General features: G+C 61.1%; 23 protein-coding genes. 10 read left to right on the forward strand and 13 right to left on the reverse strand.

Features of this window, described 5'->3' with window-relative positions:
* Positions 1-25: 25 nt before the first annotated feature.
* Both HX790_RS29725 and HX790_RS03820 read right to left on the reverse strand, forming a co-directional pair.
* Positions 26-754 carry a YgcG family protein gene (locus HX790_RS29725; protein WP_026013717.1) on the reverse strand — a complete coding sequence of 243 codons (729 nt, stop codon included), beginning with the start codon at positions 752-754 and terminating at the stop codon, positions 26-28.
* Between the two features lie 18 nt (positions 755-772).
* Positions 773-1,384, reverse strand: a complete 612-nt coding sequence (locus HX790_RS03820; RefSeq protein ID WP_017137266.1) for a LemA family protein — start codon at positions 1,382-1,384, stop codon at positions 773-775.
* Between the two features lie 241 nt (positions 1,385-1,625).
* Between HX790_RS03820 and bglX the strand changes: the two genes are divergently transcribed.
* On the forward strand, positions 1,626-3,917 hold the full coding sequence (gene bglX / locus HX790_RS03825; RefSeq protein ID WP_017137265.1) for a beta-glucosidase BglX: 2,292 nt from the start codon (positions 1,626-1,628) through the stop codon (positions 3,915-3,917).
* Between the two features lie 113 nt (positions 3,918-4,030).
* On the opposite strand, the gene HX790_RS03830 is transcribed toward bglX, so the two are convergent.
* From HX790_RS03830 to HX790_RS03860, 7 genes are all read right to left on the reverse strand, one after another.
* Positions 4,031-5,188 carry a phosphatidylserine/phosphatidylglycerophosphate/cardiolipin synthase family protein gene (locus tag HX790_RS03830; RefSeq protein WP_099548607.1) on the reverse strand — a complete coding sequence of 386 codons (1,158 nt, stop codon included), beginning with the start codon at positions 5,186-5,188 and terminating at the stop codon, positions 4,031-4,033.
* 1 nt (position 5,189) lies between these two features.
* Positions 5,190-5,771, reverse strand: a complete 582-nt coding sequence (locus HX790_RS03835; protein WP_017137264.1) for a YceI family protein — start codon at positions 5,769-5,771, stop codon at positions 5,190-5,192.
* A gap of 173 nt (positions 5,772-5,944) precedes the next feature.
* Entirely contained in the window at positions 5,945-6,703 is a 759-nt protein-coding gene (locus HX790_RS03840) for an IclR family transcriptional regulator (RefSeq protein ID WP_017137263.1), read from the reverse strand.
* 64 nt (positions 6,704-6,767) lie between these two features.
* Positions 6,768-8,210, reverse strand: a complete 1,443-nt coding sequence (locus HX790_RS03845) for an amidase (RefSeq protein WP_176991254.1) — start codon at positions 8,208-8,210, stop codon at positions 6,768-6,770.
* Positions 8,207-9,517 carry a citrate-proton symporter gene (locus tag HX790_RS03850; RefSeq protein WP_176991255.1) on the reverse strand — a complete coding sequence of 437 codons (1,311 nt, stop codon included), beginning with the start codon at positions 9,515-9,517 and terminating at the stop codon, positions 8,207-8,209. The genes HX790_RS03845 and HX790_RS03850 overlap by 4 nt, the downstream gene beginning before the upstream one ends.
* A 59-nt stretch (positions 9,518-9,576) precedes the next feature.
* Positions 9,577-10,752: a M20 aminoacylase family protein gene (locus tag HX790_RS03855; RefSeq protein ID WP_176991256.1), complete on the reverse strand. Its 1,176-nt coding sequence runs from the start codon at positions 10,750-10,752 to the stop codon at positions 9,577-9,579.
* Positions 10,753-10,988: 236 nt separating this feature from the next.
* Entirely contained in the window at positions 10,989-11,360 is a 372-nt protein-coding gene (locus tag HX790_RS03860) for a colicin E1 family microcin immunity protein (protein ID WP_017137259.1), read from the reverse strand.
* Positions 11,361-11,755: 395 nt separating this feature from the next.
* Between HX790_RS03860 and HX790_RS03865 the strand changes: the two genes are divergently transcribed.
* A complete protein-coding gene (locus HX790_RS03865) occupies positions 11,756-12,049 on the forward strand; it encodes a DUF3077 domain-containing protein (protein ID WP_099548603.1) in 294 nt (97 codons plus the stop codon).
* A 179-nt stretch (positions 12,050-12,228) separates the two neighbouring features.
* On the opposite strand, the gene HX790_RS03870 is transcribed toward HX790_RS03865, so the two are convergent.
* Together HX790_RS03870 and HX790_RS03875 are read right to left on the reverse strand one after the other, a co-directional pair.
* Positions 12,229-12,543: a hypothetical protein gene (locus HX790_RS03870; RefSeq protein WP_058421741.1), complete on the reverse strand. Its 315-nt coding sequence runs from the start codon at positions 12,541-12,543 to the stop codon at positions 12,229-12,231.
* The gene (locus HX790_RS03875) at positions 12,540-13,622 is read right to left on the reverse strand and encodes a serine hydrolase (RefSeq protein WP_017137256.1); all 1,083 of its coding nucleotides are present in this window, start codon (positions 13,620-13,622) and stop codon (positions 12,540-12,542) included. Before HX790_RS03875 ends, HX790_RS03870 begins: the two co-directional genes overlap by 4 nt.
* A 185-nt stretch (positions 13,623-13,807) precedes the next feature.
* Between HX790_RS03875 and olsB the strand changes: the two genes are divergently transcribed.
* Together olsB and HX790_RS03885 are read left to right on the forward strand one after the other, a co-directional pair.
* Positions 13,808-14,563: an L-ornithine N(alpha)-acyltransferase gene (gene olsB / locus HX790_RS03880; protein ID WP_017137255.1), complete on the forward strand. Its 756-nt coding sequence runs from the start codon at positions 13,808-13,810 to the stop codon at positions 14,561-14,563.
* Positions 14,563-15,354 (forward strand): lysophospholipid acyltransferase family protein, encoded by a 792-nt coding sequence (locus HX790_RS03885; RefSeq protein WP_017137254.1) that lies wholly within the window; start codon positions 14,563-14,565, stop codon positions 15,352-15,354. Before olsB ends, HX790_RS03885 begins: the two co-directional genes overlap by 1 nt.
* Positions 15,355-15,380: 26 nt before the next feature.
* Here HX790_RS03885 and HX790_RS03890 read toward each other — a convergent pair whose 3' ends face one another.
* Positions 15,381-15,965, reverse strand: coding sequence for an ACP phosphodiesterase (locus HX790_RS03890; protein WP_176991257.1), 585 nt, complete (start codon positions 15,963-15,965; stop codon positions 15,381-15,383).
* Positions 15,966-16,119: 154 nt separating this feature from the next.
* Between HX790_RS03890 and HX790_RS03895 the strand changes: the two genes are divergently transcribed.
* Genes HX790_RS03895 through HX790_RS03905 form a run of 3 tightly spaced genes read left to right on the forward strand, consistent with a single transcriptional unit; the run spans position 16,120 to position 18,713 of the window.
* A complete protein-coding gene (locus tag HX790_RS03895) occupies positions 16,120-16,446 on the forward strand; it encodes a helix-turn-helix transcriptional regulator (protein WP_017137252.1) in 327 nt (108 codons plus the stop codon).
* Positions 16,447-16,459: 13 nt separating this feature from the next.
* Complete coding sequence (locus tag HX790_RS03900) at positions 16,460-17,626, forward strand: MFS transporter (RefSeq protein WP_017137251.1); 1,167 nt, start codon at positions 16,460-16,462, stop codon at positions 17,624-17,626.
* 31 nt (positions 17,627-17,657) lie between these two features.
* The gene (locus HX790_RS03905; protein ID WP_170040890.1) at positions 17,658-18,713 is read left to right on the forward strand and encodes an alkene reductase; all 1,056 of its coding nucleotides are present in this window, start codon (positions 17,658-17,660) and stop codon (positions 18,711-18,713) included.
* Between the two features lie 358 nt (positions 18,714-19,071).
* On the opposite strand, the gene HX790_RS03910 is transcribed toward HX790_RS03905, so the two are convergent.
* On the reverse strand, positions 19,072-19,704 hold the full coding sequence (locus HX790_RS03910) for a TetR family transcriptional regulator (RefSeq protein WP_017137249.1): 633 nt from the start codon (positions 19,702-19,704) through the stop codon (positions 19,072-19,074).
* Between the two features lie 265 nt (positions 19,705-19,969).
* Between HX790_RS03910 and HX790_RS03915 the strand changes: the two genes are divergently transcribed.
* The 3 genes from HX790_RS03915 to adeC are packed head-to-tail and all read left to right on the forward strand — an operon-like array spanning position 19,970 to position 25,737.
* Positions 19,970-21,118: an efflux RND transporter periplasmic adaptor subunit gene (locus HX790_RS03915; protein ID WP_138452460.1), complete on the forward strand. Its 1,149-nt coding sequence runs from the start codon at positions 19,970-19,972 to the stop codon at positions 21,116-21,118.
* A gap of 3 nt (positions 21,119-21,121) precedes the next feature.
* Positions 21,122-24,283 carry an efflux RND transporter permease subunit gene (locus HX790_RS03920; protein WP_017137247.1) on the forward strand — a complete coding sequence of 1,054 codons (3,162 nt, stop codon included), beginning with the start codon at positions 21,122-21,124 and terminating at the stop codon, positions 24,281-24,283.
* The gene (adeC, locus tag HX790_RS03925; RefSeq protein WP_017137246.1) at positions 24,280-25,737 is read left to right on the forward strand and encodes an AdeC/AdeK/OprM family multidrug efflux complex outer membrane factor; all 1,458 of its coding nucleotides are present in this window, start codon (positions 24,280-24,282) and stop codon (positions 25,735-25,737) included. Before HX790_RS03920 ends, adeC begins: the two co-directional genes overlap by 4 nt.
* Positions 25,738-25,859: the final 122 nt, after the last annotated feature.

A 25,859-nucleotide genomic window follows, 5' to 3' on the forward strand; every position in this document is an offset into this window, starting at 1 on the left:
AGATGCTCTGTTCTAGTTATTGTCATTACCAGCCACCTGAGGCACCACCGCCGCCAAAACCACCGCCGCCGCCTCTGAAGCCACCACCGCCGCCCCCGCCACCGCCGCCGCGTCCACTGCTGCTGAGAATCGCCAGCAGGATAGCGCCAACGGGCAGCCCCAGCCGATTACACAGCCACAACACGCCGATCAGCAGGATGAACAAACCGATGGAAAACCCCGGATTATCCTTGGCAAAATTCGCATCCGCCACATGCGCCGGCACGGCCAGCGGCTCGCCGCCCACCACCTGAATCATGGCCGCAACGCCGTCGCTGATGCCCTGGCTGTAATTACCGGCCTTGAACTTGGGCGCGATCACCTGGTTGATGATCACCCACGACTGCGCATCGGTCAGCACGCCTTCGAGGCCATAGCCGACTTCGATGCGCAATTTGCGCTCATCGCGGGCGACGATCAACAGCGCGCCGTTGTCCTTGCCCTTTTGGCCGATGCCCCACTGGCGGCCCAATTGATAACCGTAGTCCTCAATGGGCACGCCCTGCAGGTCAGGCACAGTGACCACCACGATCTGGTCACCCGAAGTTTGCTCCAGCGCCTGCAATTGCTGGGTCAGCTGCGCACGTACCGCCGGGTCGATCATCTGTGCGGTGTCCACCACCCGCCCGGTCAAGGCCGGGAAGGTCAGCGCCGCCTGGGCCACGCCCACGCAGGCCAGCAGCCACAGCGCCAAGCCTATCCGTAATAAACGCATCGACACCTCAGAGAAGCCTTATTTGAACTTCACTTGCGGCGCTTTATCGGCGTCGGCACTGGTGGCTTCAAACGTGGCGCGGATCGGCAAGTCGCTGTACATCACGCTATGCCACAGGCGGCCGGGGAAGGTGCGGATCTCGGTGTTGTAAGCCTGCACCGCCTGGATAAAGTCGCGACGGGCCACGGCAATACGGTTTTCGGTGCCTTCAAGCTGAGACTGCAACGCCAGGAAGTTCTGGTTGGCTTTGAGGTCCGGGTAACGCTCGGACACCACCATCAGACGGCTGAGTGCGCCGCTCAAACCGTCTTGAGCCTGTTGGAACTGCTTGAGCTTCTCGGGGTTGTCGAGGGTGCTGGCATCCACTTGGATCGAGGTGGCCTTGGCCCGCGCCTCAATCACAGCGGTGAGGGTGTCTTGCTCATGGGCCGCATAGCCCTTGACCACTTCCACCAGGTTGGGAATCAGGTCGGCGCGGCGTTGGTATTGGTTCTGCACCTGGCCCCAGGCCGCCTTGGCCTGTTCGTCCAGGGTCGGAATGGTGTTGATGCCGCAACCGCTCAGCACCGTGCTGATCAGTAGCAAAGCCGCGGCCTTGAAGCCCCAGCGGTAATGTTGTGCTGCTTGCATAGTGTTTCTCCTGCCCAATCTGGATGGAATGTGACGACTAACCCTATAAACCGCGCGCTTGGGGCATAATCCGCCACCACTGGATTGCGTCGAGCCAATCAGCTAAAAAGATGCCCAGCGCGAATAAGAGTTCACAAGTGTGGTGCATTTACTGCAATAACACTCGAACAACAACATAGGTTCCCCCACATTTTGGCAGACCAGCGCATTTTCGCTGTGCAGTAGCCGAAAAAGGATATTCATGAAAAAGCTGTGTTTGCTCGGCCTTGTTGCCACTCTGGCCACCCACCCCGTCTGGGCAGAAACAAAGCCTGCTGCGCTTAAAGACAAGGACGCCTTCGTCAGCGACCTGCTCAAGCAGATGACTCTGGATGAAAAGATCGGCCAATTGCGCCTGATCAGCATCGGCCCGGAAATGCCCCGCGAGCTGATCCGCAAGGAAATCGCCGCCGGCCGCATCGGCGGCACGTTCAACTCGATCACCCGCCCGGAAAACCGTCCGATGCAGGACGCGGCCATGCGCAGCCGGTTGAAGATCCCGATGTTCTTCGCCTATGACGTGATCCACGGCCACCGCACCATCTTCCCGATCAGCCTGGCCCTGGCCTCCAGCTGGGACATGGACGCCATCGGCCGCTCCGGGCGCATCGCCGCCCAGGAAGCCGCTGCCGACAGCCTCGACATCACCTTTGCGCCGATGGTCGACATTTCCCGCGACCCGCGCTGGGGCCGCACCTCCGAAGGTTTTGGTGAAGACACCTACCTGGTCTCACGCATTGCCGAAGTGATGGTCAAGGCCTTCCAGGGCGTAAGCCCGGCTAATGCCGACAGCATCATGGCCAGCGTCAAGCACTTCGCCCTGTATGGCGCGGTGGAAGGCGGTCGCGACTACAACGTGGTCGACATGAGCCCGGTCAAGATGTACCAGGACTACCTGCCGCCGTACCACGCGGCGATCAAGGCCGGTTCCGGCGGCGTGATGGTGGCGCTCAACTCGATCAACGGCGTACCGGCCACCGCCAACACCTGGCTGATGAACGACCTGTTGCGCAAGGACTGGGGCTTCAAAGGTTTGGCCGTGAGCGACCATGGCGCGATCTTCGAGCTGATCAAGCACGGCGTGGCCAAGGACGGGCGTGAGGCTGCCAAGCTGGCGATCAAGGCCGGCATCGACATGAGCATGAACGACTCGCTGTACGGCAAGGAATTGCCCGGCCTGCTCAAATCCGGCGAAATCGAGCAAAGCGACATCGACAATGCGGTGCGCGAAGTGCTCGGCGCCAAGTACGACATGGGCCTGTTCAAAGACCCGTACCTGCGCATCGGCAAGGCTGAAGATGACCCGGCCGACACCTATGCCGACAGCCGCCTGCACCGCAGCGATGCGCGCGATATTGCACGCCGCAGCCAGGTCTTGCTGAAAAACCACAACAACACCCTGCCGCTGAAAAAATCCGCGACCATCGCCCTGGTAGGCCCGCTGGCCAAGGCCCCGATCGACATGATGGGCAGTTGGGCCGCCGCCGGTAAGCCTGAACAATCCGTCACGCTGCTGGACGGCATGAACGCTGTAATCGGCGACAAAGGCAAAATCATCTACGCCCGTGGCGCCAACATCACCAATGACAAGGCCGTGGTCGACTACCTCAACTTCCTCAACTTCGATGCGCCGGAAGTGGTCGATGACACCCGCCCAGCCCAGGTGATGATCGACGAAGCGGTCAAGGCCGCCAAGGCAGCCGACGTAGTGGTCGCCGCCGTGGGCGAGTCCCGTGGCATGTCCCACGAGTCTTCCAGCCGCACCGACCTGAACATCCCGCAAAGCCAGCGCGACCTGATCAAGGCGCTCAAAGCCACCGGCAAACCGCTGGTCTTGGTGCTGATGAACGGCCGCCCGCTGTCGATTGTGGATGAAAACAAAGAGGCTGACGCGATCCTGGAAACCTGGTTTGCCGGCACTGAAGGCGGCAACGCCATCGCCGACGTGCTGTTCGGTGACTACAACCCATCGGGCAAGCTGCCGATCACCTTCCCGCGGTCGGTGGGGCAGATTCCAACCTACTACAACCACCTGAGCATCGGCCGGCCGTTCACCCCAGGCAAGCCGGGCAACTACACCTCGCAGTACTTCGATGACGTCACCGGGCCGCTGTTCCCGTTCGGTTATGGCTTGAGCTACACCACGTTCAGCCTGTCGGACATGGCGCTGTCGTCCACCACCCTGAACAAGACCGGCAAGCTCGACGCCAGCGTCACCGTGAAGAACACCGGTAAAGTCGATGGCGAAACCGTAGTGCAGTTGTACATCCAGGACGTGGCCGGCTCGATGATCCGCCCGGTTAAAGAGCTGAAGAACTTCCAGAAAGTCATGCTCAAGGCCGGTGAAGAGCGCACTTTGCACTTCACCATCAGCGAGGAAGACTTGAAGTTCTACAACACTCAACTCAAGTTCGCGGCGGAACCGGGCGAGTTCAATGTGCAGATCGGGTTGGACTCCCAGGATGTGCAGCAGCAGACGTTCGAACTGCTCTGATGATCGTTCCCACGCTCCGCGTGGGAATGCAGCTCGGGACGCTCCGCGTCCCACAGCGTGACGCGGAGCGTCACATGAGGCATTCCCACGCAGAGCGTGGGAATGATCACGTGTCAGCCCCGCCGATCCAGCAGGTTGACCACCAACCGATCAATCCAGCCCCACACCCGCTGCTTCACCCGCCGCCACAGTGGCCGCGCCTTCCAGGCCGCCAGGCTCACCGCCTGGCTCTTGGCAAAATCACCCTCGAAACTGCCCACCACCGCTGCCGTCAATTCTGGGTCGAGCGCTTCCAGGTTGGCCTCCAGGTTGAAGCGCAAATTCCAGTGGTCGAAATTGCACGAGCCAACGCTCACCCAGTCGTCCACCAGCACCATTTTCAGGTGCAAAAAACACGGCTGGTATTCAAAGATCTGCACGCCTGCGCGCAACAACCGTGGGTAATAACGGTGCCCGGCGTAGCGCACTGAAGGGTGATCGGTGCGCGGGCCGGTCAGCAATAAACGCACATCCACGCCACGCCCGGCTGCGCGGCGCAACGCACGGCGCACGCTCCAGGTCGGTAGAAAATACGGGGTGGCCAGCCAGATGCGCGTCTTGCTGCTGTTCAGCGCGCGGATCAGCGACTGCAAAATATCGCGGTGCTGACGAGCATCGGCATACGCCACGCGCCCCAGGCCAGGCCCGGTGGCCGGCACCTTGGGCAAGCGCGGCAAACCGAAATGGGTGGCGGGTTTCCACTCACGGCGCGCCGCGTTGGCATGCCATTGGCGGTCGAACAACGCCTGCCAGTCCAGCACCAACGGGCCGCTGATCTGCACCATCACTTCATGCCAGTCGGCGGTGTCTTGCCCTGGCGTCCAGAACTCATCGGTAACGCCCGTGCCGCCGACCACGGCGATGCCCTGATCAATCAGCAACAGTTTGCGATGGTCGCGGTACAGGTTACGCATCCAACGGCGCCAGCTCAGGCGATTGTAGAAGCGCAGTTGCACGCCCGCGTCGGTGAGGCGCTTACGCAGGCCCAGCGTGAAGGCCAGGCTGCCGTAATCATCAAACAGGCAGCGCACCTGCACGCCGCGCTCGGCGGCTTGCACCAACGCTTGCACCATGGCTTCAGCGCAAGCACCCGCCTCCACCAGGTACAACTCCAGATCGACCTGGCGCTCGGCCCGGGCAATACCCACCAGCATCTGCGGGAAGAAACTCGGGCCGTCGATCAGCAACTCGAAGCGGTTGGCGCTGCGCCACGGGAACACTGCGCCGCTCACGTCAGCGCGCCGTGAAAATCAGCACCGCACCGACCGGCACCGACAAACTGATCGACGCCAAGCCGGCCGCCTTGCGCAGTGCCGCCACACCCGGCACCAAATCGAAATCCTCGGCATGCAGCACCACAGGTTCCAGGGTTACCACCTGGAAGCGTCGATCATCCAGGCGTGTGGCGAGCAGTTCGGCGCTGTAGGTCTGGGTCTTGCCATGCAAAGTCACCGACAGTGGCAGGCGCAACTCAATTTGCGCGCCTGGGGCCAGGTCATTGATCGGTTGCAGATTAATCTGCGCGCTGATCAGCGCTTCGGGGAAGGCCTTGATCTGGAACAGGTCATTGCGCATGCGCTCATCGCGCAGCGGGATGCCGCTGTTGATCGACTCCATCTCGACCTCAAGCTGCGCCGCGCCTTTGCTGTCGACCTTGCCGTGCAACACCAGGAAGCGATGCACCTCGGCAATCTCGGTGTTCTTGGTAGTGACGAACGACAGGCGCGAGGATTCGTTATCCAGGTACCAGTCGGCGTGGGCAGGCAAGGCGGCGCACGTCAACAGCGTGAAGGCCAGGGGTTTGAGATTGAACATAGAAACTCATGGGGCAAAAAACCTGCACGAACCTTAAGCGCAATCTCACAAGCGGCGCAAATCCAATGTGGGAGCTGGCTTGCCTGCGATGACGGCGGCACAGCCAGCAGCAAGGGTGACTGACCTGCCGCTATCGCAGGCAAGCCAGCTCCCACAGAGTTCGGTGGTTGCCTTCAGATCAGCGCCCGCTGCACATCGCGCACCGTCGCTTCGAGGCTGGCCATGTGCAGGTTTAATACGCGTTCCACCGGCGCCTGATGCATCGGCCAGTGCAGCGCCATGCTGCCCACCAGCCGCCCATTGGCCTGCACCGGCAAGGCCACCGCGCGAATCAGAAACGGCAGGCGCACCGGGTATTCCCAATAGCCTTCAGTACGCTGGCCAAACCCCTGGTGCTGGGTTTGCTCGCAGGTATGCACCTGCTCGTCCGCAGCGACATGATCGCGGCCCGCCAGACGCTGCACCTCCTCAACCGGCAATTGCGTCAGGCACGCCTTGCCCATCGCCGAGTGAAACAGGCTGGCGTGCTGGCCGACGATCTGGCAGTTGTTGGGGTACAGCTTGCGCAACACACTGGGGATCGCGCTTTCCATGACTTCCAGGCGCTCGCCATCAAAGCAGGACAGATCCACCACCAGCCCGGTGCGCTCGCTGAGTTCCAGCAGCCAGGGCGCGGCGCTTTCCACCACCTGGCGCTTGAAACGTTGCTGGGTGTCGCCGAACAAGCGCTGGGCGCGCAGGCGGTAACGACGGTCGCTGAGGCCGCGATAGACCCACCCCTGTTCCTGCAAGGTCAGCAACATGCGCGACACCGTCGCCTTGGGCAGTCGTGTGAGGTAGTGCAACTCCTCCAACCCCAAGGCCTGGTGTTCGCCGAGCAGTTCGACGATGGCGAGTGCGCGCTCAACCGACCGTACCGTGCCTGTCTCCATGTTCGATCTCCCTGTTGCCGGTGGATGATCATTTTTCACAGCAAGATACAGGCCCGATCGCAGGTCAACTCGTCGATTCAAGGCACGCAGGCGGGCGGCGTTGTACCCATTGCGTCAGCTGTTCATGGGCATAGGCCAGCTGCAAAACCGCCCGGTCCGCCTGGGCCGGGCCGATAATCTGCAGGCCCATGGGCAAGCCTTGAGGATTGAAGCCCACCGGAATATTCATGCTCGGCAAGCCGGCCAATGTAGGGCCGATCACCACCTCCATCCAGCGGTGATAAGTGTCCATTTCGCGCCCACCCACACGGCGCGGCCACGCTTGTTGTGCATCAAAAGGGAACACTTGGGCAGTGGGCAACAGCAGGAAATCGTAACGTTCAAACAGCTTGGCCAGGGCGCGATACCACTCGCTGCGGTCCACCGACGCCTGGTACACCTGCTGCGCACTCAAGCCCAGCCCGCCCTCCACTTCCCATTGCGCTTCGGGTTTAAGCAACGCGCGTTTTTGCGGGTTGGCGTAGGCCGCACCGAGGTTGCCGTGCACCAACCAATGGCGATGCACCAGCCAGCAGCGCCATAGCCGCGCCAGGGAAAATTCCGGCTGGCAGCTTTCCACCTCGCAGCCCAGCGCAGCAAAATCGCCGAGAGCCGACTCGCACAGGCTCATCACACCCTCGTCCATCGGCAGGTAGCCGTTGTAATCCCCCAGCCAGCCCAGGCGCGCGCCTTTAAAATCGCGCTGCAACGGCAAGCCGAACACCGACGGATCGTCCTTGGATGAGAGCGGCACCCGAGGGTCGTAACCGGCCTGGATGCTCAATAACTTCGCCACATCCGTGACGCTGCGGCCCATTGGGCCTTCGGTGCCCAGTTGCTGCACAAACAATTCCGGCACCGGCCCGTGGGGCACGCGCCCCTGTGAAGGGCGCAAACCAAACACATTATTGAACGCCGCCGGGTTGCGCAGCGAACCCATCATGTCGCTGCCATCGGCCACCGGCAACATGCGCAACGCCAGCGCCACCGCCGCCCCGCCGCTGCTGCCTCCGGCCACCAAACGTGGGTCATAGGCATTGCCGGTGGTGCCGAACAGCGTGTTGTAGGTCTGCGAGCCGAGGCCGAATTCCGGCACGTTGGTCTTGCCGATGATGATCGCGCCGCTGGCCCGTACGCGCGACACGCTGATCGCATCTTCGGCGGGCACATGCTCGGCGAACAACGGCGAGCCCAAGGTGGTGCGCAAGCCCTTGGTGGCCGCCAAATCCTTGATCGCCTGGGGCATGCCGTGCATCCAGCCTCGCGATTGGCCCTGGTCCAACTCACGATCACAGGCACGCGCTTCGGCCAGCACTTCATCGGCATCACGTAATGACACCAGCGCATTCACACGCGGGTTAAAACGCTGGATCTGCGCCAGGTAATCGCCCATCACGTCTTCACACGACACCTGCCGCGCATGGATCGCTTGCGACAGCTGCGTGGCATCCCAATCAACACGGCTCAAGGCTTCACCTCATTGGAAAAGGGCAGCGTTTTTTTCGCCCGTGGGGCTTCGTGCATGCAGTAAGTGCCCATCAACGTCAGCACGCAAGCGAACAGTACATAAAACGACGGCGCCACTGGCGTACCCAGTACTTTGGTCAGCCAGGTCACGATCAACGGTGCAAAACCGCCGAACACCATGACCGCGACGTTATAAGCCACCGACACACCCGTTGACCTCACCTCAATCGGAAACTGCTCGGCCAGGGCCGTCGGTGCCGGGCCGAAAAAGCCGCCGATGACCGTGCACAGCAGCACTTGCATCACCAGCAAGCGCTCGATGGACGGTGCCGCGGCCACCCACACATACAACGGGTAAACCATCACAAAGAATGCCAGGGTGAAAGCCATCAACACCGGCCGCCGCCCCAGCCGGTCCGAGAGCATGCCGGACAGCGGAATCACCACGGTCATCAGCGCCACTGCGAACATCTGCACCATTAGCACTTGGTCCAGCGGCAAACCGAGGCTCTTGTGCGCGAAGGTCGGCATATTCACCAGCACCACGTAGAACGACACCGTCGCGCCGCAGGCCAAGCCCATGGAGACAAGGATGCTGCGCCGATGCTCGCGCAGCACGCCCATCAAGCTCGGCGCCGGGCCGGTGGCCTGTTTGCGTGCCTGGATAAACTCTTCCGGGTCTTCCAGGTGCCGGCGAATCCACAAGCCCACCGGGCCGATCAGCAAGCCCAGCACAAACGGCACGCGCCAGCCCCACAGGTCGAGGGTTTGCGGCGAAAAGAAGTGCGTGACCAACGCCACCATCGCCGCCCCACCAAATACCGCCAGGCATTGCCCCACCAACTGCCAGGAGCCATACAAGCCCTTGCGATGGGCCGGCGCACTTTCCACCAGAAACGCCGTGGCACTCGCGTACTCACCGCCGGTGGCAAAGCCCTGGAGCATGCGCGCCACCACAATCAGCAGCGGCGCGCCCATGCCGATGGCGGCGTAATTGGGCGCGAAGGCGATCAATGCGATAGACACGGTCATCAGCCGGATAATCAACTGCATCGCGGCTTTGCGGCCTTTGCGGTCGGCATAAATGCCGAGCAGGATGCCGCCCACCGGGCGCATGAAAAAGCCCACGCCGAAGGTGGCCAGGGCCATCAGCAGCGAGGCGTATTCATCCTGCGACGGAAAGAATTGCCGGGCAATGATGCTGGCCAGAAAGCCGTAAACGATAAAGTCATACCATTCCAGCGCATTGCCGATCACAGCCGCCACCACCTGGCGGGTGCGCGATACGCCTGTGTTTGAAGTCTGCATGAGGAACACTCCATTCAACCGATAAGGGCAAGGGTCCAGCGGCAGAAAAAAAGAGGTCGTCAGGCAGGCTTGAGCCAGCTCTCGGCCAGCGCGCCCCAGTAGGCGGCGCCGGTCAGCAGGATGTCGTCGTTGAAGTCATAGGCAGGGTTATGCACCATCGGCCGCGACACGCCGTTGCCGATAAACAGGTAACTGCCGGGGCAGCGTTGCAGCATCCAGGCGAAGTCTTCACTGCCCATCAGCGTGCGGGTGTTGCCGTCCACCGCGTCGGCGCCGAGCAAGGCAATGCCGACCTGGCGAGCGAACTCGGTTTCTTCGGCGTGGTTGACCAGCACCGGGTAGGCCGGGCGGTGTTCGACCTGCACCGTGCAGCCGAAGCTCGCGGCCTGGGTCTGGATGATCGCGTTGACCCGTTCGAGCATCTGCTCGCGCACCTTGGGGTTCAGTGCGCGCAGGCTCAGGCGCAACAGCGCTTGCTGAGGAATCACGTTGGCGGCCTGCCCCGCTTGCAGCGCACCGACCGTGACCACGGCGGCTTCCTGGGTGTCGATATTGCGCGCCACCACCGTTTGCAACGCCATGACCATACTCGCCGCCGCCACCAGCGGATCCACCGTCAGATGCGGCATGGAACCGTGGCCACCGACGCCTTCCAGCGTCACCGTGAGCAAGTCCTGCGAGGCCATCATCGGCCCGACCCGCAGGCCCAGATGCCCCGCCGGCAAGCCCGGCATATTGTGCATGCCGAACAGGCCATCGCACGGGAAGCGCTCGAGCAAACCATCGGCCAGCATCGCCTCGGCGCCGCCCTGGCCTTCTTCGGCGGGTTGGAAAATCAGGTTCAAGGTGCCGTCAAATTGCCGCGTCGCCGCCAAGTAACGCGCGGTGCCGAGCAGCATGGTGGTGTGGCCGTCATGCCCGCAGGCGTGCATGCAACCAGCGTGCTGGCTGGTGTAGGCCGCGCCGGTGTTCTCGATGATGGGCAAGGCGTCCATGTCGGCGCGAATCCCCAGCGTGCGCGAGCTGCTGCCATTGCGCAGCACGCCGACCACACCGGTTTTGCCGATGCCGGTGTGCACCTCGTAGCCCCATTCTTTCAAGGACTGCGCAACGAGCGCGCTGGTGCGGTTTTCTTCAAAGCCGAGTTCGGGATGGGCGTGGATATCGTGGCGCACAGCGTGCAAGTCGCTGGCGACGTCGCTGAGCCAATCCATAATGTGCTGGTGTGGGCGCATGGTGATTCTCCTCACAGGCGGGTGGTCCCGTTCTTGTTGGCGGCACATCGACAGCTAAGCGCGATGTGAGCACGAGGACAATCAAAGGTGGTTCCACTGGGTGGAATCTGAGGCCGACACCTAATAACCCTGTGGCGAGCAAGCTTGCTTGCGCCGGGGTGCGAAGCGCGCCCAAAACGCGGGGCCCAACAACTAGAGGTTCCGTTCTCAGAAAGCAGAGGCCGCGCGAACGGGCACTATTTTTTCAGCCACAACCACAGCCCATAGAAGACGCCAAGCGGAATGGCAAAAACGAAATAAAACATCCATAGCAGTGTGTGACCACCATTCGATGCGGCGGTCTGTAGGGGATGTGTCGCCCAAAATTCTTTTCCAGTAAAACGAAAGACAACGTTTTCGACTGCACGCCTGGCCAGCGGGAACAACAGCGCATTAACCCCGCAGATCAAAATATAGATCGCGGCCTTTTCGCTTGATTTGAAACCGTAGACGCTCATGCAAAAAATAAACAACGCAATAACGAAGCTTTTTAAATAATAGTTTTTCTCCAGGCCCATTCGCGTTCTTATCATCCTGAAGTATTTTTCGGCCTTGCGCCCCAGCGTCATAAGTCTCCTTTTATGCCTGTTAACGGCCGACGTGTGTGGGGTCGGCCGCGGGCAAGGTTACTACAGGGGCGCGCGCTGGAAACACAGCACCCGGCAAGTTTCAAGGCAACAACCGACACTTCTGCCGCTGCGCATAACCCTGTGGCGAGCAAGCTTGCTTGCGCTGGGGTGCGAAGCGCCCCCAAAAAGCCGGTGGCTGCTGCGCAGTCAAACGGGACGGTACGGCGATCCGACAAGCGCCCTCGCCACACAACGCAGATTGCGGACAGCTATTGGCCACCGGTTGCGACGCCGCGTACATAGGGTTAACCTCGCCTCCGTCGCTGCTCATCAGCGACCGGGCGTGGAATCCCGAGAAAAGAAGCTCTTTTTGGTTGTACCAAAGGAGCAAGCATATGCCGTACGAAATACCCTCAGCCGAAACCATCGGCGCCGCCACCTTCGCAGACTGCGGAGAAAACAAAAGCCATTTGAAACTGTTCCGCGTCAACGCCGGGGTTCCGCTCGTAGAAGCCCTCGAACACGCATCCCACGTGCTCTATTACGCAAAAATGCTCTCCCTTGAAGCCGCCATGGACCCCAAGGCGGAGAAGTTTGCATTCGCCTCGCATTACCTGGGGGAAATGGGCAAGGCGATCATCGATGACCTGTTGCTGGCCTTGCAGCCTGGCAGCCCAACCCCGCAGTAAGTCGTCCGCGCCCGGTGCAGTGCATCGGGCGCCTGTCCGGACTGCCTCATTTCCCAAGATCAGCACAAATCCATGTGGGAGCTGGCTTGCCTGCGATAGCGGCCGGTCAGTCAACATCACTGTTGCCTGTGCCGCCGTCATCGCAGGCAAGCCAGCTCCCACAGAGAATCTTTGGTGCGTCAGGGGTTGAGGCGGCAGCCCTGGCGATCACCCAACCAGCGCGCCGTGTGCGTGCGTCCTAAACCACTCGCCGTCACTTCACTGCGTTCCGGCGAATCAGTGAACGCACTGGTCGGCACATACTGCTTCACATACCCCAGGCAATAATCCGCCGGGTTGTTCTCCACATACCGGCACGAGCAATATTCCTTGGCCGTGTACGCCGCGATGATGTCGGGGAAGGCTTGCAGGTTGACGCGTTCGTGCCACACCCAGCCCGACAGGGCGAGCAACAGCAGCAAAAACACGCTGATAAACGGATGACGACGGATCATGGTTGCACCGCCGCCAGTACGCGCTTGAGCAGTTCGTTGTGACGGTAAGTGCCGTCACGGTCATCGCCGTAGCGCACGATCACCAGGTGTTCGTCGGGCAGCACATAGAGCGCCTGGCCCCAATGGCCGAGGGCGGCGAAGGTGTCGGCAGGCGCATCGGGCCAGGGTCTTGGGGCACCTTGTACGTCGAGGTTGAGCCACCATTGCCCGCCGGGGACGGCGTCGTCCTGGCCGGCCTTGTATTTATCGAATGGCTGGCGGTTGAAGGCGACCCACTCTTTAGGCAGCAACTGCTGCTCTCCCCAACGACCGTCGCGCGCCATCAGTAGGCCGACCCGCGCCAAATCGCGAGCGGTGAGGTAGGCATAGGACGAGGCGACGAAGGTTTCGTCGGCGTCGGTTTCCCAGGTGGCGTTGTGAATGCCCAGCGGCTTGAACAGCGCGTCCCACGGGTAACTCATATAGGCCTTGTGGCCGAGCATGCCTTTGAGGGCGGCGGACAAAATATTGCTGTCGCCGCTGGAATAACGAAAGGCCTGGCCCGGTGCGGCGGCGGCCTCGGTGCCTGCGGCAAACTCGGCCATATCGCTGCGGCCACGGGTGTAGAGCATCGCCACCACCGAGGAATTGAGTGGGGCGTATTCGTAGTCTTCCTGCCAGTCCAGGCCCGAGGCCCAGTGCAGCAGGTCGGCCATGGTGACTTTGGGGTGCTGTTTCATCGGCGGGTAAAAACGCGCGGCCGGGTCATTCAGTTTGAAGCGATTTTCGCCGTAGGCCACGCCGAGCACAGTGGCCATCAGGCTTTTGCTCACTGACCAGGTCAGGTGCGGCGTGCTGGCGGTGTTAGGCGCGCCGTAGCGTTCATAGATGATCACGCCATCGCGGATCACCAGCAGCGCGTCGGTGCGGATGCCTTTACGAGTGGCGTCGTCACGGGGTGGAAAAGCATAGGCATTCAGTGCATCGACCGCCGGGCCTTCGAGCGGCGCGCCCTTGGCCCATTCCTTGTCCGGCCAGGTGTCGGCGTGGGCGGCAGCGGTGACTAACAGCAGGGCAACGCACAACAGGCCTCGGACCATGGACGCAAACTCAAGGGGGCTTTCAAGCCCGCGAGCCTAGCCCAGGCGCATGACAGATTTGCGACAGGAAGGCCTGTCATCCAAGCGTCACCATAACTTCATGGAGCTGACACCGAGCCTACATAGCCTGAGTTTGGACAAACAAGTCGACCGGCCGGTAAGTGGCCGGCACTCGGAGATTCGCCATGACTCAGATCGCCCGCATCAGCGACACCGGCAATGAACGCCGTCTGCAAGCCGAACGCCTGGTTGGCGCCAAGGCTTTGCAGGAAGCCCAGGCCCTGCGTTTCAACGTGTTCAGCGGCGAGTTCAACGCCAAGCTGAAAGGCGCGGAACAGGGTCTGGACATGGATGACTATGATGTTCACTGCAGCCATATAGGCGTGCGGGATTTGAACAGCGGTCGACTGGTGGCCACCACCCGTTTGCTCGACCACCAGGCCGCCAGCACCTTGGGCCGGTTCTACAGCGAAGAAGAATTCAGCCTGCATGGCTTGCTGCATTTGCAAGGCCCGATCCTGGAGATCGGCCGCACCTGCGTCGACCCGGCCTATCGCAATGGCGGCACCATCGCGGTGTTGTGGGGCGAGTTGGCCGAAGTCCTCAACCAGGGCGGTTACAGCTATCTGATGGGTTGCGCGAGCATCCCGATGCACGACGGCGGCATCCAGGCTCACGCGATCATGCAGCGCCTGCGCGAACGCTACCTGTGCAACGAGCACCTGCGCGCCGAACCGAAAAAACCACTGCCGGCGCTGGACCTGCCGTCCAACGTCATCGCGGAAATGCCGCCGCTGCTCAAAGCCTATATGCGCCTGGGTGCGAAGATCTGCGGCGAGCCGTGCTGGGATGAAGACTTCCAGGTGGCCGATGTGTTCATCCTGCTCAAGCGCGATGAGTTGTGCCCGCGCTACGCCCGCCACTTCAAGGCGGCCATGTGATGAGCCGCCTGCGCGTGTACGGGCGCATTGCCCGGGTGCTGCTGGTGGTGGCGCTGGGGTTGAGCATGGCCAGTGTGTTTGGTGTATTCGAACGCATGGGCATTGCCAACTCGATGGTGCGGCGCCAGCGTTGGTCGCGTTTTTTTATGGCACGGCTGACTAACGCCCTGCCCTTTCGCGTGACGGTACACGGTGAGTTGCCGACGCAGCCGATGCTGTGGGTAAGCAATCACGTGTCCTGGACCGACATTCCGCTGCTCGGCGCGGTGGCGCCGATGTCGTTTTTGTCCAAGGCCGAAGTGCGCACCTGGCCGGTGGCTGGATGGTTGGCGGCCAAGGCCGGCAGCTTGTTTATTCGCCGCGGCTCAGGCGACAGCCAGTTGATCCGCAAGCAGATGACTCGCCATCTGGAGCAACAGCATCCGCTGCTGATGTTCCCCGAAGGCACCACCACTGATGGGCGCAGCCTGCGTACGTTCCACGGGCGTTTGCTGGCCAGTGCGATTGATGCGGATGTGTCGCTGCAACCGGTAGCGATTCGTTATTTGCGTGATGGGCAGGTGGATGCGTTGGCACCTTTTATTGGCGATGACGATTTGCTCTCGCACTTGATGCGTCTGTTCAGTAATGACCAGGGTGATGTGGAGATTCATGTGCTCCAGCCGATCGCCTGTGCCGGGCAGGAACGTGCGGCGCTGGCGTATCAGGCGCAGCAGGCGGTGCAGAAAGCGTTGTTTGGGCCGTTGCCGGAAGTTGAGCAGGTGGCGGCTCGACCTGCATTTGCGGCCTGAGATGAACTGAACACCAGCTCCCACATTTAGATCTCAGTAGTCAGTTGGAGCTGTGCAAACTTCTGTAGCTCTGGATAAAACAACCGAAAATCTTCACTCAACGGCTCATACAAAACCCGCAACTCCTGCATCGCATGGCCCAGCTCCTGAGGCTGGGTCAGCCGCCGCGAAATCCCCCGCAACACCTGCTCCATCACCGCAAACTCGCGGTACGAACCCAGCCAATCATCCGCCGCCATATACGGCGCAATCTGCGCCAGCCGCCCCGGCAGTTGCGGCTCGGCCGCCAGCACGCGGTACACCTTCGCAGTGAAGCGTTCCAGCGGCTGCTCGGCGTACAGCGCCCAATCCCGCGCCAGGCAGTGGTCGAAAAACACATCGAGGACAATCCCGGCGTAGCGCTTGCGGGTCAGGCTGAAGCGTGACAACGCCTCATCCACCAGCGGGTGGCTGTCGGTAAAGCGGTCGATTGAGCGATGCAACTGAATCGCCGACTCGATTTGCGGGCTGAACTGGCCTTGCAGGCGGCCTTTTACAAAGTCGCCATACAGGCTGCCGAGCAATTGAGCAGGAAGTTGGCCGCCCAGGTGCAGATGTGCGAGATAATTCATGCCGCGCAGTCTACCACTGCCGATTACGTATCGTTATAACCCGATATACCGAAATAGCCTGATCTCAGATCAAAATCATATTGGTATATCGGGATAGACCGATTTAAAGTTCGCCTCATCGCGATATAACGCTGTACGAAACCGAGCAACCGCCATGTCCATTGACCTCGACGAAATAATAAAAGCCCTGGCACACCCAGTACGACGAGACATCCTCACCTGGCTGAAAGACCCGAAGGTGCAGTTTCCCGAGCAAGTGCACAACCACGAATACGGGATCTGTGCCGGGCAGATCGACCAGCGCTGCGGCTTGTCGCAGTCGACCGTGTCGGCCCATTTGGCCACCTTGCAACGCGCCGGGTTGATCAGCAGCCAGAAGGCCGGGCAGTGGCATTTTTTCAAACGCAACGAGGCAACCATCCAGGCCTTCCTCGCGGCGCTCATCACCGAACTCAGTGCTGACGAAAACGCAGCGCTGTAACAAGGAAACACCAATGCCCCTCTCGCTACTCATACTGGCCCTCAGCGCCTTCGCCATCGGCACCACCGAGTTCGTCATCATGGGCTTGCTGCCCGATGTGGCGGCGGACCTGGGCGTGTCGATCCCCGGCGCCGGCTGGCTGGTCACCGGCTACGCCCTGGGCGTGGCCATCGGCGCGCCGTTCATGGCACTGGCCACCGCCAAGCTGCCACGCAAGGCCGCCCTGGTAGCGTTGATGGGCATCTTTATTGTCGGCAACCTGCTCTGCGCCCTGGCCAGTGACTACAACGTGCTGATGTTTGCCCGTGTGGTCACCGCGCTGTGCCACGGTGCGTTCTTCGGGATCGGTTCGGTGGTAGCGGCCAACCTGGTGCCGGCCAACAAACGGGCTTCGGCCGTGGCCTTGATGTTCACCGGTTTGACCCTGGCCAACGTGCTCGGCGTGCCGCTGGGTACCGCACTGGGACAGGAAGCCGGCTGGCGCTCGACCTTTTGGGCGGTGACGGTGATTGGCGTAGTCGCCTTGATCGGTCTGATCCGCTTCCTGCCGGCCAAGCGTGACGAAGAAAAACTCGACATGCGCGCCGAACTGGCCGCGCTCAAGGGCGCCGGCATCTGGCTGTCGCTGACCATGACTGCGTTGTTCGCCGCGTCCATGTTCACCCTCTTTACTTACGTCGCACCGCTGCTCGGCGATGTCACCGGCGTGTCGCCCAAAGGCGTGACCTGGACCCTGCTGCTGATCGGCCTGGGGCTTACCGTCGGCAACATCATCGGCGGCAAGCTGGCGGACAAACGCCTGGCCGCCACCCTGATCGGCGTGTTCATCAGCATGGCAGTGGTCTCCACGGTGTTGACCTGGACCAGCGTCGCGGTGATCCCGACGGAAATCACCCTGTTCCTGTGGGCCACCGCTTCGTTCGCCGCCGTACCGGCGCTGCAAATCAACGTGGTGACCTTCGGCAAGGCCGCTCCAAACCTGGTGTCCACCTTGAATATCGGCGCCTTCAACATCGGCAACGCGCTCGGCGCCTGGGTCGGCGGCAGCGTGATTGCCCACGGTTTCGGCCTGACCAGCGTGCCTTTGGCCGCGGCGGCCCTGGCGATTCTGGCCCTGCTGGTGACCCTGATTACTTTCCGTCAGAGCGGCGATGCCGACCTGGCCCCTGCGACCAACTGATCAATCCACTTAAAGAGAAGGGTGTTTTCCCATGACGACTATTTTCGATCCGATCAAACTGGGCGACCTGCAATTGTCCAACCGCATCATCATGGCGCCGCTGACCCGCTGCCGCGCCGATGAAGGCCGCGTACCCAACGCGCTGATGGCCGAGTACTACGTGCAACGCGCTTCCGCCGGGCTGATCCTCAGCGAAGCCACCTCCGTGACGCCGCTGGGCGTTGGCTACCCGGACACACCGGGTATCTGGTCCAACGACCAGGTTCGCGGCTGGGCCAATGTAACCAAGGCTATACACGGCGCGGGCGGCAAGATTTTCCTGCAATTGTGGCACGTGGGCCGTATCTCCCATGAGTCGTACCTCAACGGCGAAACCCCGGTGGCACCAAGCGCCATCCAGCCTAAAGGCCACGTCAGCCTGGTTCGCCCGCTGGCCGACTACCCGACGCCACGCGCCCTGGAAACCGCTGAAATCGCCGACATCGTTGACGCTTACCGCGTCGGCGCTGAAAACGCCAAGGCCGCAGGCTTTGACGGCGTGGAAATCCATGGCGCCAACGGCTACCTGCTCGACCAGTTCCTGCAAAGCAGCACCAACCAGCGCACCGACAACTACGGTGGGTCCCTGGAAAACCGTGCTCGCCTGCTGCTGGAAGTGACCGACGCCGCCATTGAAGTCTGGGGCGCCGGCCGTGTGGGTGTGCATTTGGCACCACGCGCCGACTCCCACGACATGGGCGACGACAATTTGGCGGAAACCTTCACCTACGTCGCCAGCGAGCTGGGCAAGCGTGGCATCGCCTTCATCTGCTCCCGTGAAAAAGAAGCCGGCGACAGCCTCGGTCCACAACTGAAAAAAGCCTTCGGTGGCCCGTACATCGCCAACGAACGCTTCACCAAAGACAGCGCCAACGCCTGGCTGGCGGCCGGCAAGGCCGATGCAGTAGCCTTCGGCGTGCCATTCATTGCCAACCCGGACCTGCCGGCGCGCCTGAAGGCCGATGCGCCGTTGAACGAACCGCACCCGGAAACCTTCTACGGCAAAGGCCCAGTGGGTTACATCGACTACCCCACGCTGGCGCTGTGATGTAATTCGCTGAAACGAAAAAGCCCCGGTTCGCAGGAACCGGGGCTTTTTTTCGGCTGATTGATCGTTCCCACGCTCTGCGTGGGAATGCCGCCCTGGACGCTCTGCGTCTGCCCCTAAAGCGTGACGCGGAGCGTCACAGGATGCATTCCCACGCGGAGCGTGGGAACGATCGCACAGTAGCTGGGAAACACTCCTTCACAGCCTTGCAACAATATCGCTACAAAATACTTAGGCGGCTACCTATCAACCGCCCGCCAGCCCGTATATAAAGTCACCCCGCAAATCCTGCGAAGGGACGATTGACTGTCTCTGGACTTTACTGTTGACACAACTGGATGCAATTACGCATTTTGTCTTAATTGCGTAGGCTAGGGCTCAAGCGCAGCATGTCCAGCCCTGCGTCAACCCAGCGTTCGGCGTCCTGATGCAACTGGAAGCTGTCGGGGACTAGTAGCCATTGGCCAATCAGGCCGTGAATATAGGCATGAATGCACACCGCGCCACGCGTGGTGTCGAGGTTTTCCGGAAGTTGCCCGCGATGGACCGCGTTGCGCAGTGTCAGGCTGATACGCAGGTTGCACTCCAGGCTATGGGTCTGGCGTTGGCGCCGCATGTCGCACATTTCATCGGTGAACTCGCACTTATGAAACAGGATTTCGTTGATGCGCCGGGTTTTCGGGTCCAGGGCCACTTGATGATAAAGATGGATCAACAGCTTGCGCATACAGCCCAGCGGGTCGACTTCATCCTCGCTTTCACTGGCCCGGGCCAATTCGTCCAGGGGTTCGTGCAGCGTGTCGAGCAGTGCCTGGAGCAAATCGGACTTGTTACTGAAATGCCAATAGATAGCCCCGCGCGTCACCCCGGCCAACGCGGCGATGTCCGCCAGCGTGGTGCGCGCCACACCGCGTTGATAAAAGGCTTGCTCGGCGGCGTCGAGAATCTGGCTGCGCGTTTCCTGAGCTTCCTCTTTGGTGCGACGAACCATGGCAGTAAAACCTCAATCAGGACACTTTGGATGGTGCTTGAGCAACATCTGAATAATTGTGGGACGACGTCGTCTTGGACGCCGAACGTACTAAAATCGAGGCTTTGGCGCTTGCTTTGTCAACAATCCGCGAAGCCTGTCAAGAGTTTACAAACAACCGTGAACGTAAGTATATTGCGTAGCAAGCTACTTATCCACTCACGGCTTGTTTTTTACCCTTCCACACTTCTTGTGCGCATTTTGCGCGCCTGACCCGAGGATCTTCATGCAACTTAAGCCAGCTGTTACCGCTCTGGTCACTGCCGTCGCCCTGGCATCGCTGCTCAGCGGATGTAAAAAGGAAGAAGCGGCTCCGCCCGCTCAAACCCCTCAGGTCGGCGTGGTCACTATTCAACCGCAAGCCTTTACCCTGACATCCGAGCTGCCAGGCCGCACCACTGCCTACCGCATCGCGGAAGTTCGTCCCCAGGTGAACGGCATCATTCTCAAGCGCCTGTTCAAGGAAGGCGGCGACGTGAAGGAAGGGCAACAGCTCTACCAGATCGACCCGTCGGTGTATGACGCCACCCTCAAAAGCGCTCAAGCGAAACTGACCCAGACCAAGTCCATCACCGACCGCTACAAGCAACTTGTCGATGAGCAAGCCGTCAGCCGTCAGGAATACGACACCGCCGTGGCCAACCGCATGACGGCTGAAGCCGACGTGCAAACCGCCCAGATCAACGTGCGCTACACCAAAGTGTTCGCGCCGATCTCCGGGCGTATCGGTCGTTCTTCGGTCACCGAAGGCGCGCTGGTCAGCAATGGCCAGGCCGATGCCATGGCCGTGATCCAGCAACTGGACCCGATCTACGTCGACGTCACCCAGTCTTCGGCAGAAATGCTGAAACTGCGCCGCGACCTCGAAAGCGGCCAGCTGGAAAAAGCCGGCGACAACGCTGCCAAGGTCAAGCTGACCCTGGAAGACGGCACCGCCTACGCCCAGGACGGCAAGCTGGAGTTCTCCGAAGTGTCGGTGGACCAGACTACTGGCTCCGTGACCCTGCGCGCGGTGTTCCCCAACCCTGAGCACACCCTGTTGCCGGGCATGTTCGTCCACGCCCAGCTGCAAGCCGGTGTAAACAGCAAGGCCATCCTGGCACCTCAGCAAGGCGTGACCCGTGACCTCAAGGGCATCCCGACTGCGCTGATCGTGAACAAGGACAACAAGGTCGAGCAGCGTCAACTGGTTGCCAACCGCACTGCCGGCGCCTACTGGCTGGTGGAAAAGGGCCTGGATGCCGGTGACCGCGTGATCACCGAAGGCCTGCAGTTCATCAAGCCGGGCATCGAAGTCAAGGTTAAAGACGCTGACAACGCCAAACCCGCCGGCACTGCCGCAGCGCCTGCTGCCGATGCTGGTAAAGGGGAGTAATCCATGTCGAAATTTTTTATCGACCGTCCCATTTTCGCCTGGGTAATTGCCCTGGTGATCATGCTGGTCGGGGCACTCTCGATCCTGAAGTTGCCCATCAACCAATACCCGGCCATTGCGCCGACCGCCATCGACATCCAGGTGACCTACCCAGGCGCGTCCGCACAAACCGTGCAGGACACCGTGGTGCAGGTGATCGAACAACAGCTCAACGGTATCGACAACCTGCGTTATGTCTCCTCGGACAGTAACTCCGACGGCAGCATGACCATCACCGTGACGTTCAACCAGGGTACCAACCCGGATATCGCCCAGGTCCAGGTACAGAACAAGCTGAACCTGGCGACCCCACTGCTGCCGCAAGAAGTGCAGCAACAGGGTATCCGCGTGACCAAGTCGGTGAAGAACTTCCTGATGGTGATCGGTCTGGTGTCGGAAGACGGCAGCATGACCAAGGACGACCTCTCCAACTACATCGTGTCCAACATCCAGGACCCGATCTCCCGTACCGCGGGGGTGGGTGACTTCCAGGTGTTCGGTTCGCAGTACGCCATGCGTATCTGGCTCGACCCGGCCAAGCTGAACAACTACCAGCTCACGCCAGTGGACGTCAGCAATGCCATCAAGGCCCAGAACGTGCAGGTGGCCACCGGCCAATTGGGCGGCCTGCCTGCCCTGCCCGGCACCCAGCTGAACGCCACGATCATCGGCAAGACGCGCCTGCAAAGCACCGAGGAATTCGCCAAGATCCTGATGAAGGTGAACACCGACGGCTCGCAGGTTCGCCTGGGTGACCTCGCACGCATCGAACTGGGCGGCCAGAACTACAGCATCAGTGCGCAGTTCAACGGCAAGCCGGCTTCGGGTATGGCGATCAAGCTGGCGGCCGGTGCCAACGCACTGGACACCGGCAAGGCCATCCGCGAAACAGTGAAGTCCCTGGAGCCGTTCTTCCCGCCTGGCATGAAGGCGGTGGTGCCATATGACACCACCCCGGTAGTGACCGAATCGATCTCCGGTGTGGTTCACACCCTGGTCGAAGCGATCGTGCTGGTGTTCCTGGTGATGTTCCTGTTCCTGCAGAACTTCCGTGCCACCATCATCACCACCATGACCGTACCGGTGGTATTGCTGGGTACCTTCGGGATCCTGGCGGCGTGCGGTTTCACCATCAACACCCTGACCATGTTCGGCATGATCCTGGCCATCGGCTTGCTGGTGGACGATGCCATCGTCGTGGTGGAAAACGTCGAACGGGTGATGGCCGAGGAGCACCTGTCGCCCAAGGAAGCGACGATCAAGTCCATGGGCCAGATCCAGGGCGCCCTGGTGGGTATTGCCCTGGTACTGTCGGCGGTACTGCTGCCGATGGCGTTTTTCGGTGGTTCCACTGGTGTGATCTACCGGCAGTTCTCCATCACCATCGTTTCGGCGATGGCCTTGTCGGTAATGGTTGCCCTGATCTTCACCCCGGCTTTGTGCGCCACCATGCTCAAGCCGATTGATCCGGAAAAACACGGCCAGCCCAAGCGCGGCTTCTTCGGCTGGTTCAACCGCACCTTCGACCGTGGCGTACTCAAGTACGAGCGCGGCGTGGGCGGCATGATCAAGCACAAGATTCCGGCATTCCTGGTGTATGCGCTGATCCTGGCCGGCATGATCTGGATGTTCACCCGTATTCCAAGCGCGTTCCTGCCTGAGGAAGACCAGGGTGTGATCTTCGCCCAGGTGCAGACTCCGGTCGGTGCTTCGGCTGAGCGCACACAAAAAGTCGTCGACGACATGCGCGCCTTCCTGCTGAACGACAAGGAAGGCGAGCCAGGCGAAGGCAAGGCGGTGAAGTCGGTGTTTACCGTGAACGGCTTTAACTTCGCCGGTCGTGGCCAGAGCTCGGGGCTTGCATTCGTGATGCTCAAGCCGTGGGATGAGCGTGACTCTACCCAATCGGTGTTCGAAGTGGCCAAGCGTGCCCAGGGTTACTTCTTCGGGGCCTTCAAGGACGCCATGGTCTTCGCCATCGTGCCGCCTTCGGTACTGGAGCTAGGTAACGCCACTGGTTTCGACGTGTTCCTGCAAGACCAGGGTGGCGTCGGCCACGACAAGCTGATGGCTGCACGTAACCAGTTCCTGGGTGCGGCGGCACAAAGCAAGGTGCTGGCCGGCGTACGTCCTAACGGCGTGAACGACGAGCCGCAGTACGAGCTGACCGTTGACGACGAGAAGGCCAGTGCCCAGGGCATCAGCCTAGCGGATATCCAGCAGACACTGGCCATTGCCTTGGGTGGCAGCTACATCAACGACTTCATCGACCGTGGTCGCGTGAAAAAGGTGTATGTACAAGGTGACGCCGCCAGCCGCATGTCGCCGGAAGACCTGGACAAATGGTACGTGCGCAGCAACGACGGGAAAATGGTGCCGCTGTCGGCCATCTCGTCGGGCAAGTGGATCTACGGTTCGCCCAAGCTTTCGCGCTACAACGGTGTAGCGGCGATGGAAATCCTCGGTACCCCGGCACCTGGCTACAGTACCGGTGATGCAATGGCCGAAGTCGAACGCATTGCCAAAGAACTGCCGGCCGGTGTTGGTTATGCCTGGACAGGCCTGTCGTACGAAGAGCGCCTTTCCGGCTCCCAGGCGCCAGCGCTGTACGCACTGTCGCTGCTGGTAGTGTTCCTGTGCCTGGCGGCACTGTACGAAAGCTGGTCGATCCCGATCGCGGTGATTCTGGTGGTACCTTTAGGGGTGATCGGTGCGTTGATCGCCACCAGCCTGCGCGGCTTGTCCAACGACGTGTTCTTCCAGGTGGGCCTGTTGGTGACGGTGGGCCTGGCGGCGAAAAACGCCATCCTCATCGTGGAGTTCGCCAAAGAGCTGCATGAGCAAGGCAAAGGCATCGTCGAGGCGGCTATTGAAGCGTCCCGCATGCGTCTGCGCCCGATCATCATGACCTCGTTGGCGTTCATGCTCGGCGTATTGCCGCTGGCGATCTCCACGGGCGCCGGCTCAGGCAGCCAGCATGCGATCGGTACCGGCGTGATCGGCGGTATGATCACGGCCACTGTGCTGGCGATCTTCTGGGTGCCGCTGTTCTACGCAACCGTATCCGCCGCTGGCGAACGCAAAAAGAAAGACACTACTGAAACTCCTAAAGAGGCTGGCCAATGAGCAAGTCGCTACTTTCCTTAGCCGTCACCGCATTCGTGCTCAGTGGCTGCTCGCTGATCCCTGACTACCAGCGCCCTGAAGCGCCGGTAGCAGCCCAGTTCCCGCAGGGGCCGGCGTACTCGTCGGCCCAGGCGCCGAGCCAGGCCGCTGCCGAGCAAGGCTGGAAGCAGTTTTTCCATGACCCTGCCCTGCAACAGCTGATCCAGACCGCGTTGGTCAACAACCGTGACCTGCGTGTCGCTGCCCTGAACATCGACGCTTATGCGGCGCAGTATCAGATCCAGCGTGCCGACCTGTTCCCGGCGGTTTCGGCCACCGGCAGCGGCAGCCGCTCGCGCACCCCGGCCAAGTTGTCACAGACCGGCGAATCGAGCATCTCCAGCCAGTACTCGGCCGGCCTGGGTATCAGTTCGTATGAGCTGGACCTGTTCGGCCGCGTGCGCAGCCTGAGTGAAGAAGCGCTGCAAAAGTACTTCGCCACTGAAGAAGCGCGGCGCAGCACCCAGATCAGCCTGGTGGCCAGTGTGGCGAATGCCTACCTGACCTGGCAGGCCGACAAGGAACTGCTCAAACTGACCCAGGACACCCTCGGCGCGTTTGAGCAGAGCTTCAAGCTGACCTCGCGCAGCAACGAAGTCGGCGTGGCCTCGGCGCTCGACCTCAGCCAGGCACGCACCTCGGTGGAAAACGCCCGTGTTCAATTGGCGCGCTATACGCGTCAGGTGGCACAGGACGAAAACAGCCTGACCCTGTTGCTGGGCACTGGCCTGCCAGCCAATATCACCAGCAAGCCGCTGTCGGATGACCTGCTCAGCGAAGTGCCTGCCGGGTTGCCCTCGGACCTGCTGCAACGTCGTCCCGACATTGTGCAGGCCGAGTACAACCTCAAGGCCGCCAACGCCAATATCGGCGCGGCCCGTGCTGCGTTCTTCCCGAGCATCAGCCTGACTGCCAGCGCCGGTACCGCCAGCCCTACCCTGGGTGGCCTGTTCAAAGGCGGTTCGGGCACCTGGTCGTTTGCCCCGCAGATCAACATCCCGATCTTCAACGCCGGTAGCCTGCGCGCAAGCCTGGACTACTCGAAGATCCAGAAAGAGATCAACGTGGCCAACTACGAGAAGGCGATCCAGACCGGCTTCCAGGAAGTCTCCGACGGCCTCGCCGCCCGCGAGACCTACAAGCAGCAGCTGGATGCTCAGCGCGGCTTCGTTGCGGCCAACCAGGATTACTACCGCCTGGCCGAGCGTCGCTACCGCATTGGTGTCGACAGCAACCTGACCTTCCTCGACGCCCAGCGCCAACTGTTCAGTGCCCAGCAATCGCTGATCACCGACCGCCTGGCGCAGCTCAACAGCGAGGTCAACTTGTACAAGGCCCTCGGCGGCGGCTGGAACGAGCAGACCGCGAAGAACGAGCCGTTGAAAGAAGAAGCACCGGCGCTGAAGTTGTTCTGATCGTGCTGATGTAGATAAAACCGCTTCCCTTACCGGAAGCGGTTTTTTTTTGCCATGTCGTTAATCAGCGCGAATCAAAGGTGGGCGCTGGCTTGCCTTCCCTTCAACCTTTCAGGGTAAAA

The sequence above is a fragment of the Pseudomonas sp. IPO3747 genome (genome assembly GCF_013385245.1).
Lineage (GTDB): Bacteria > Pseudomonadota > Gammaproteobacteria > Pseudomonadales > Pseudomonadaceae > Aquipseudomonas > Aquipseudomonas edaphica.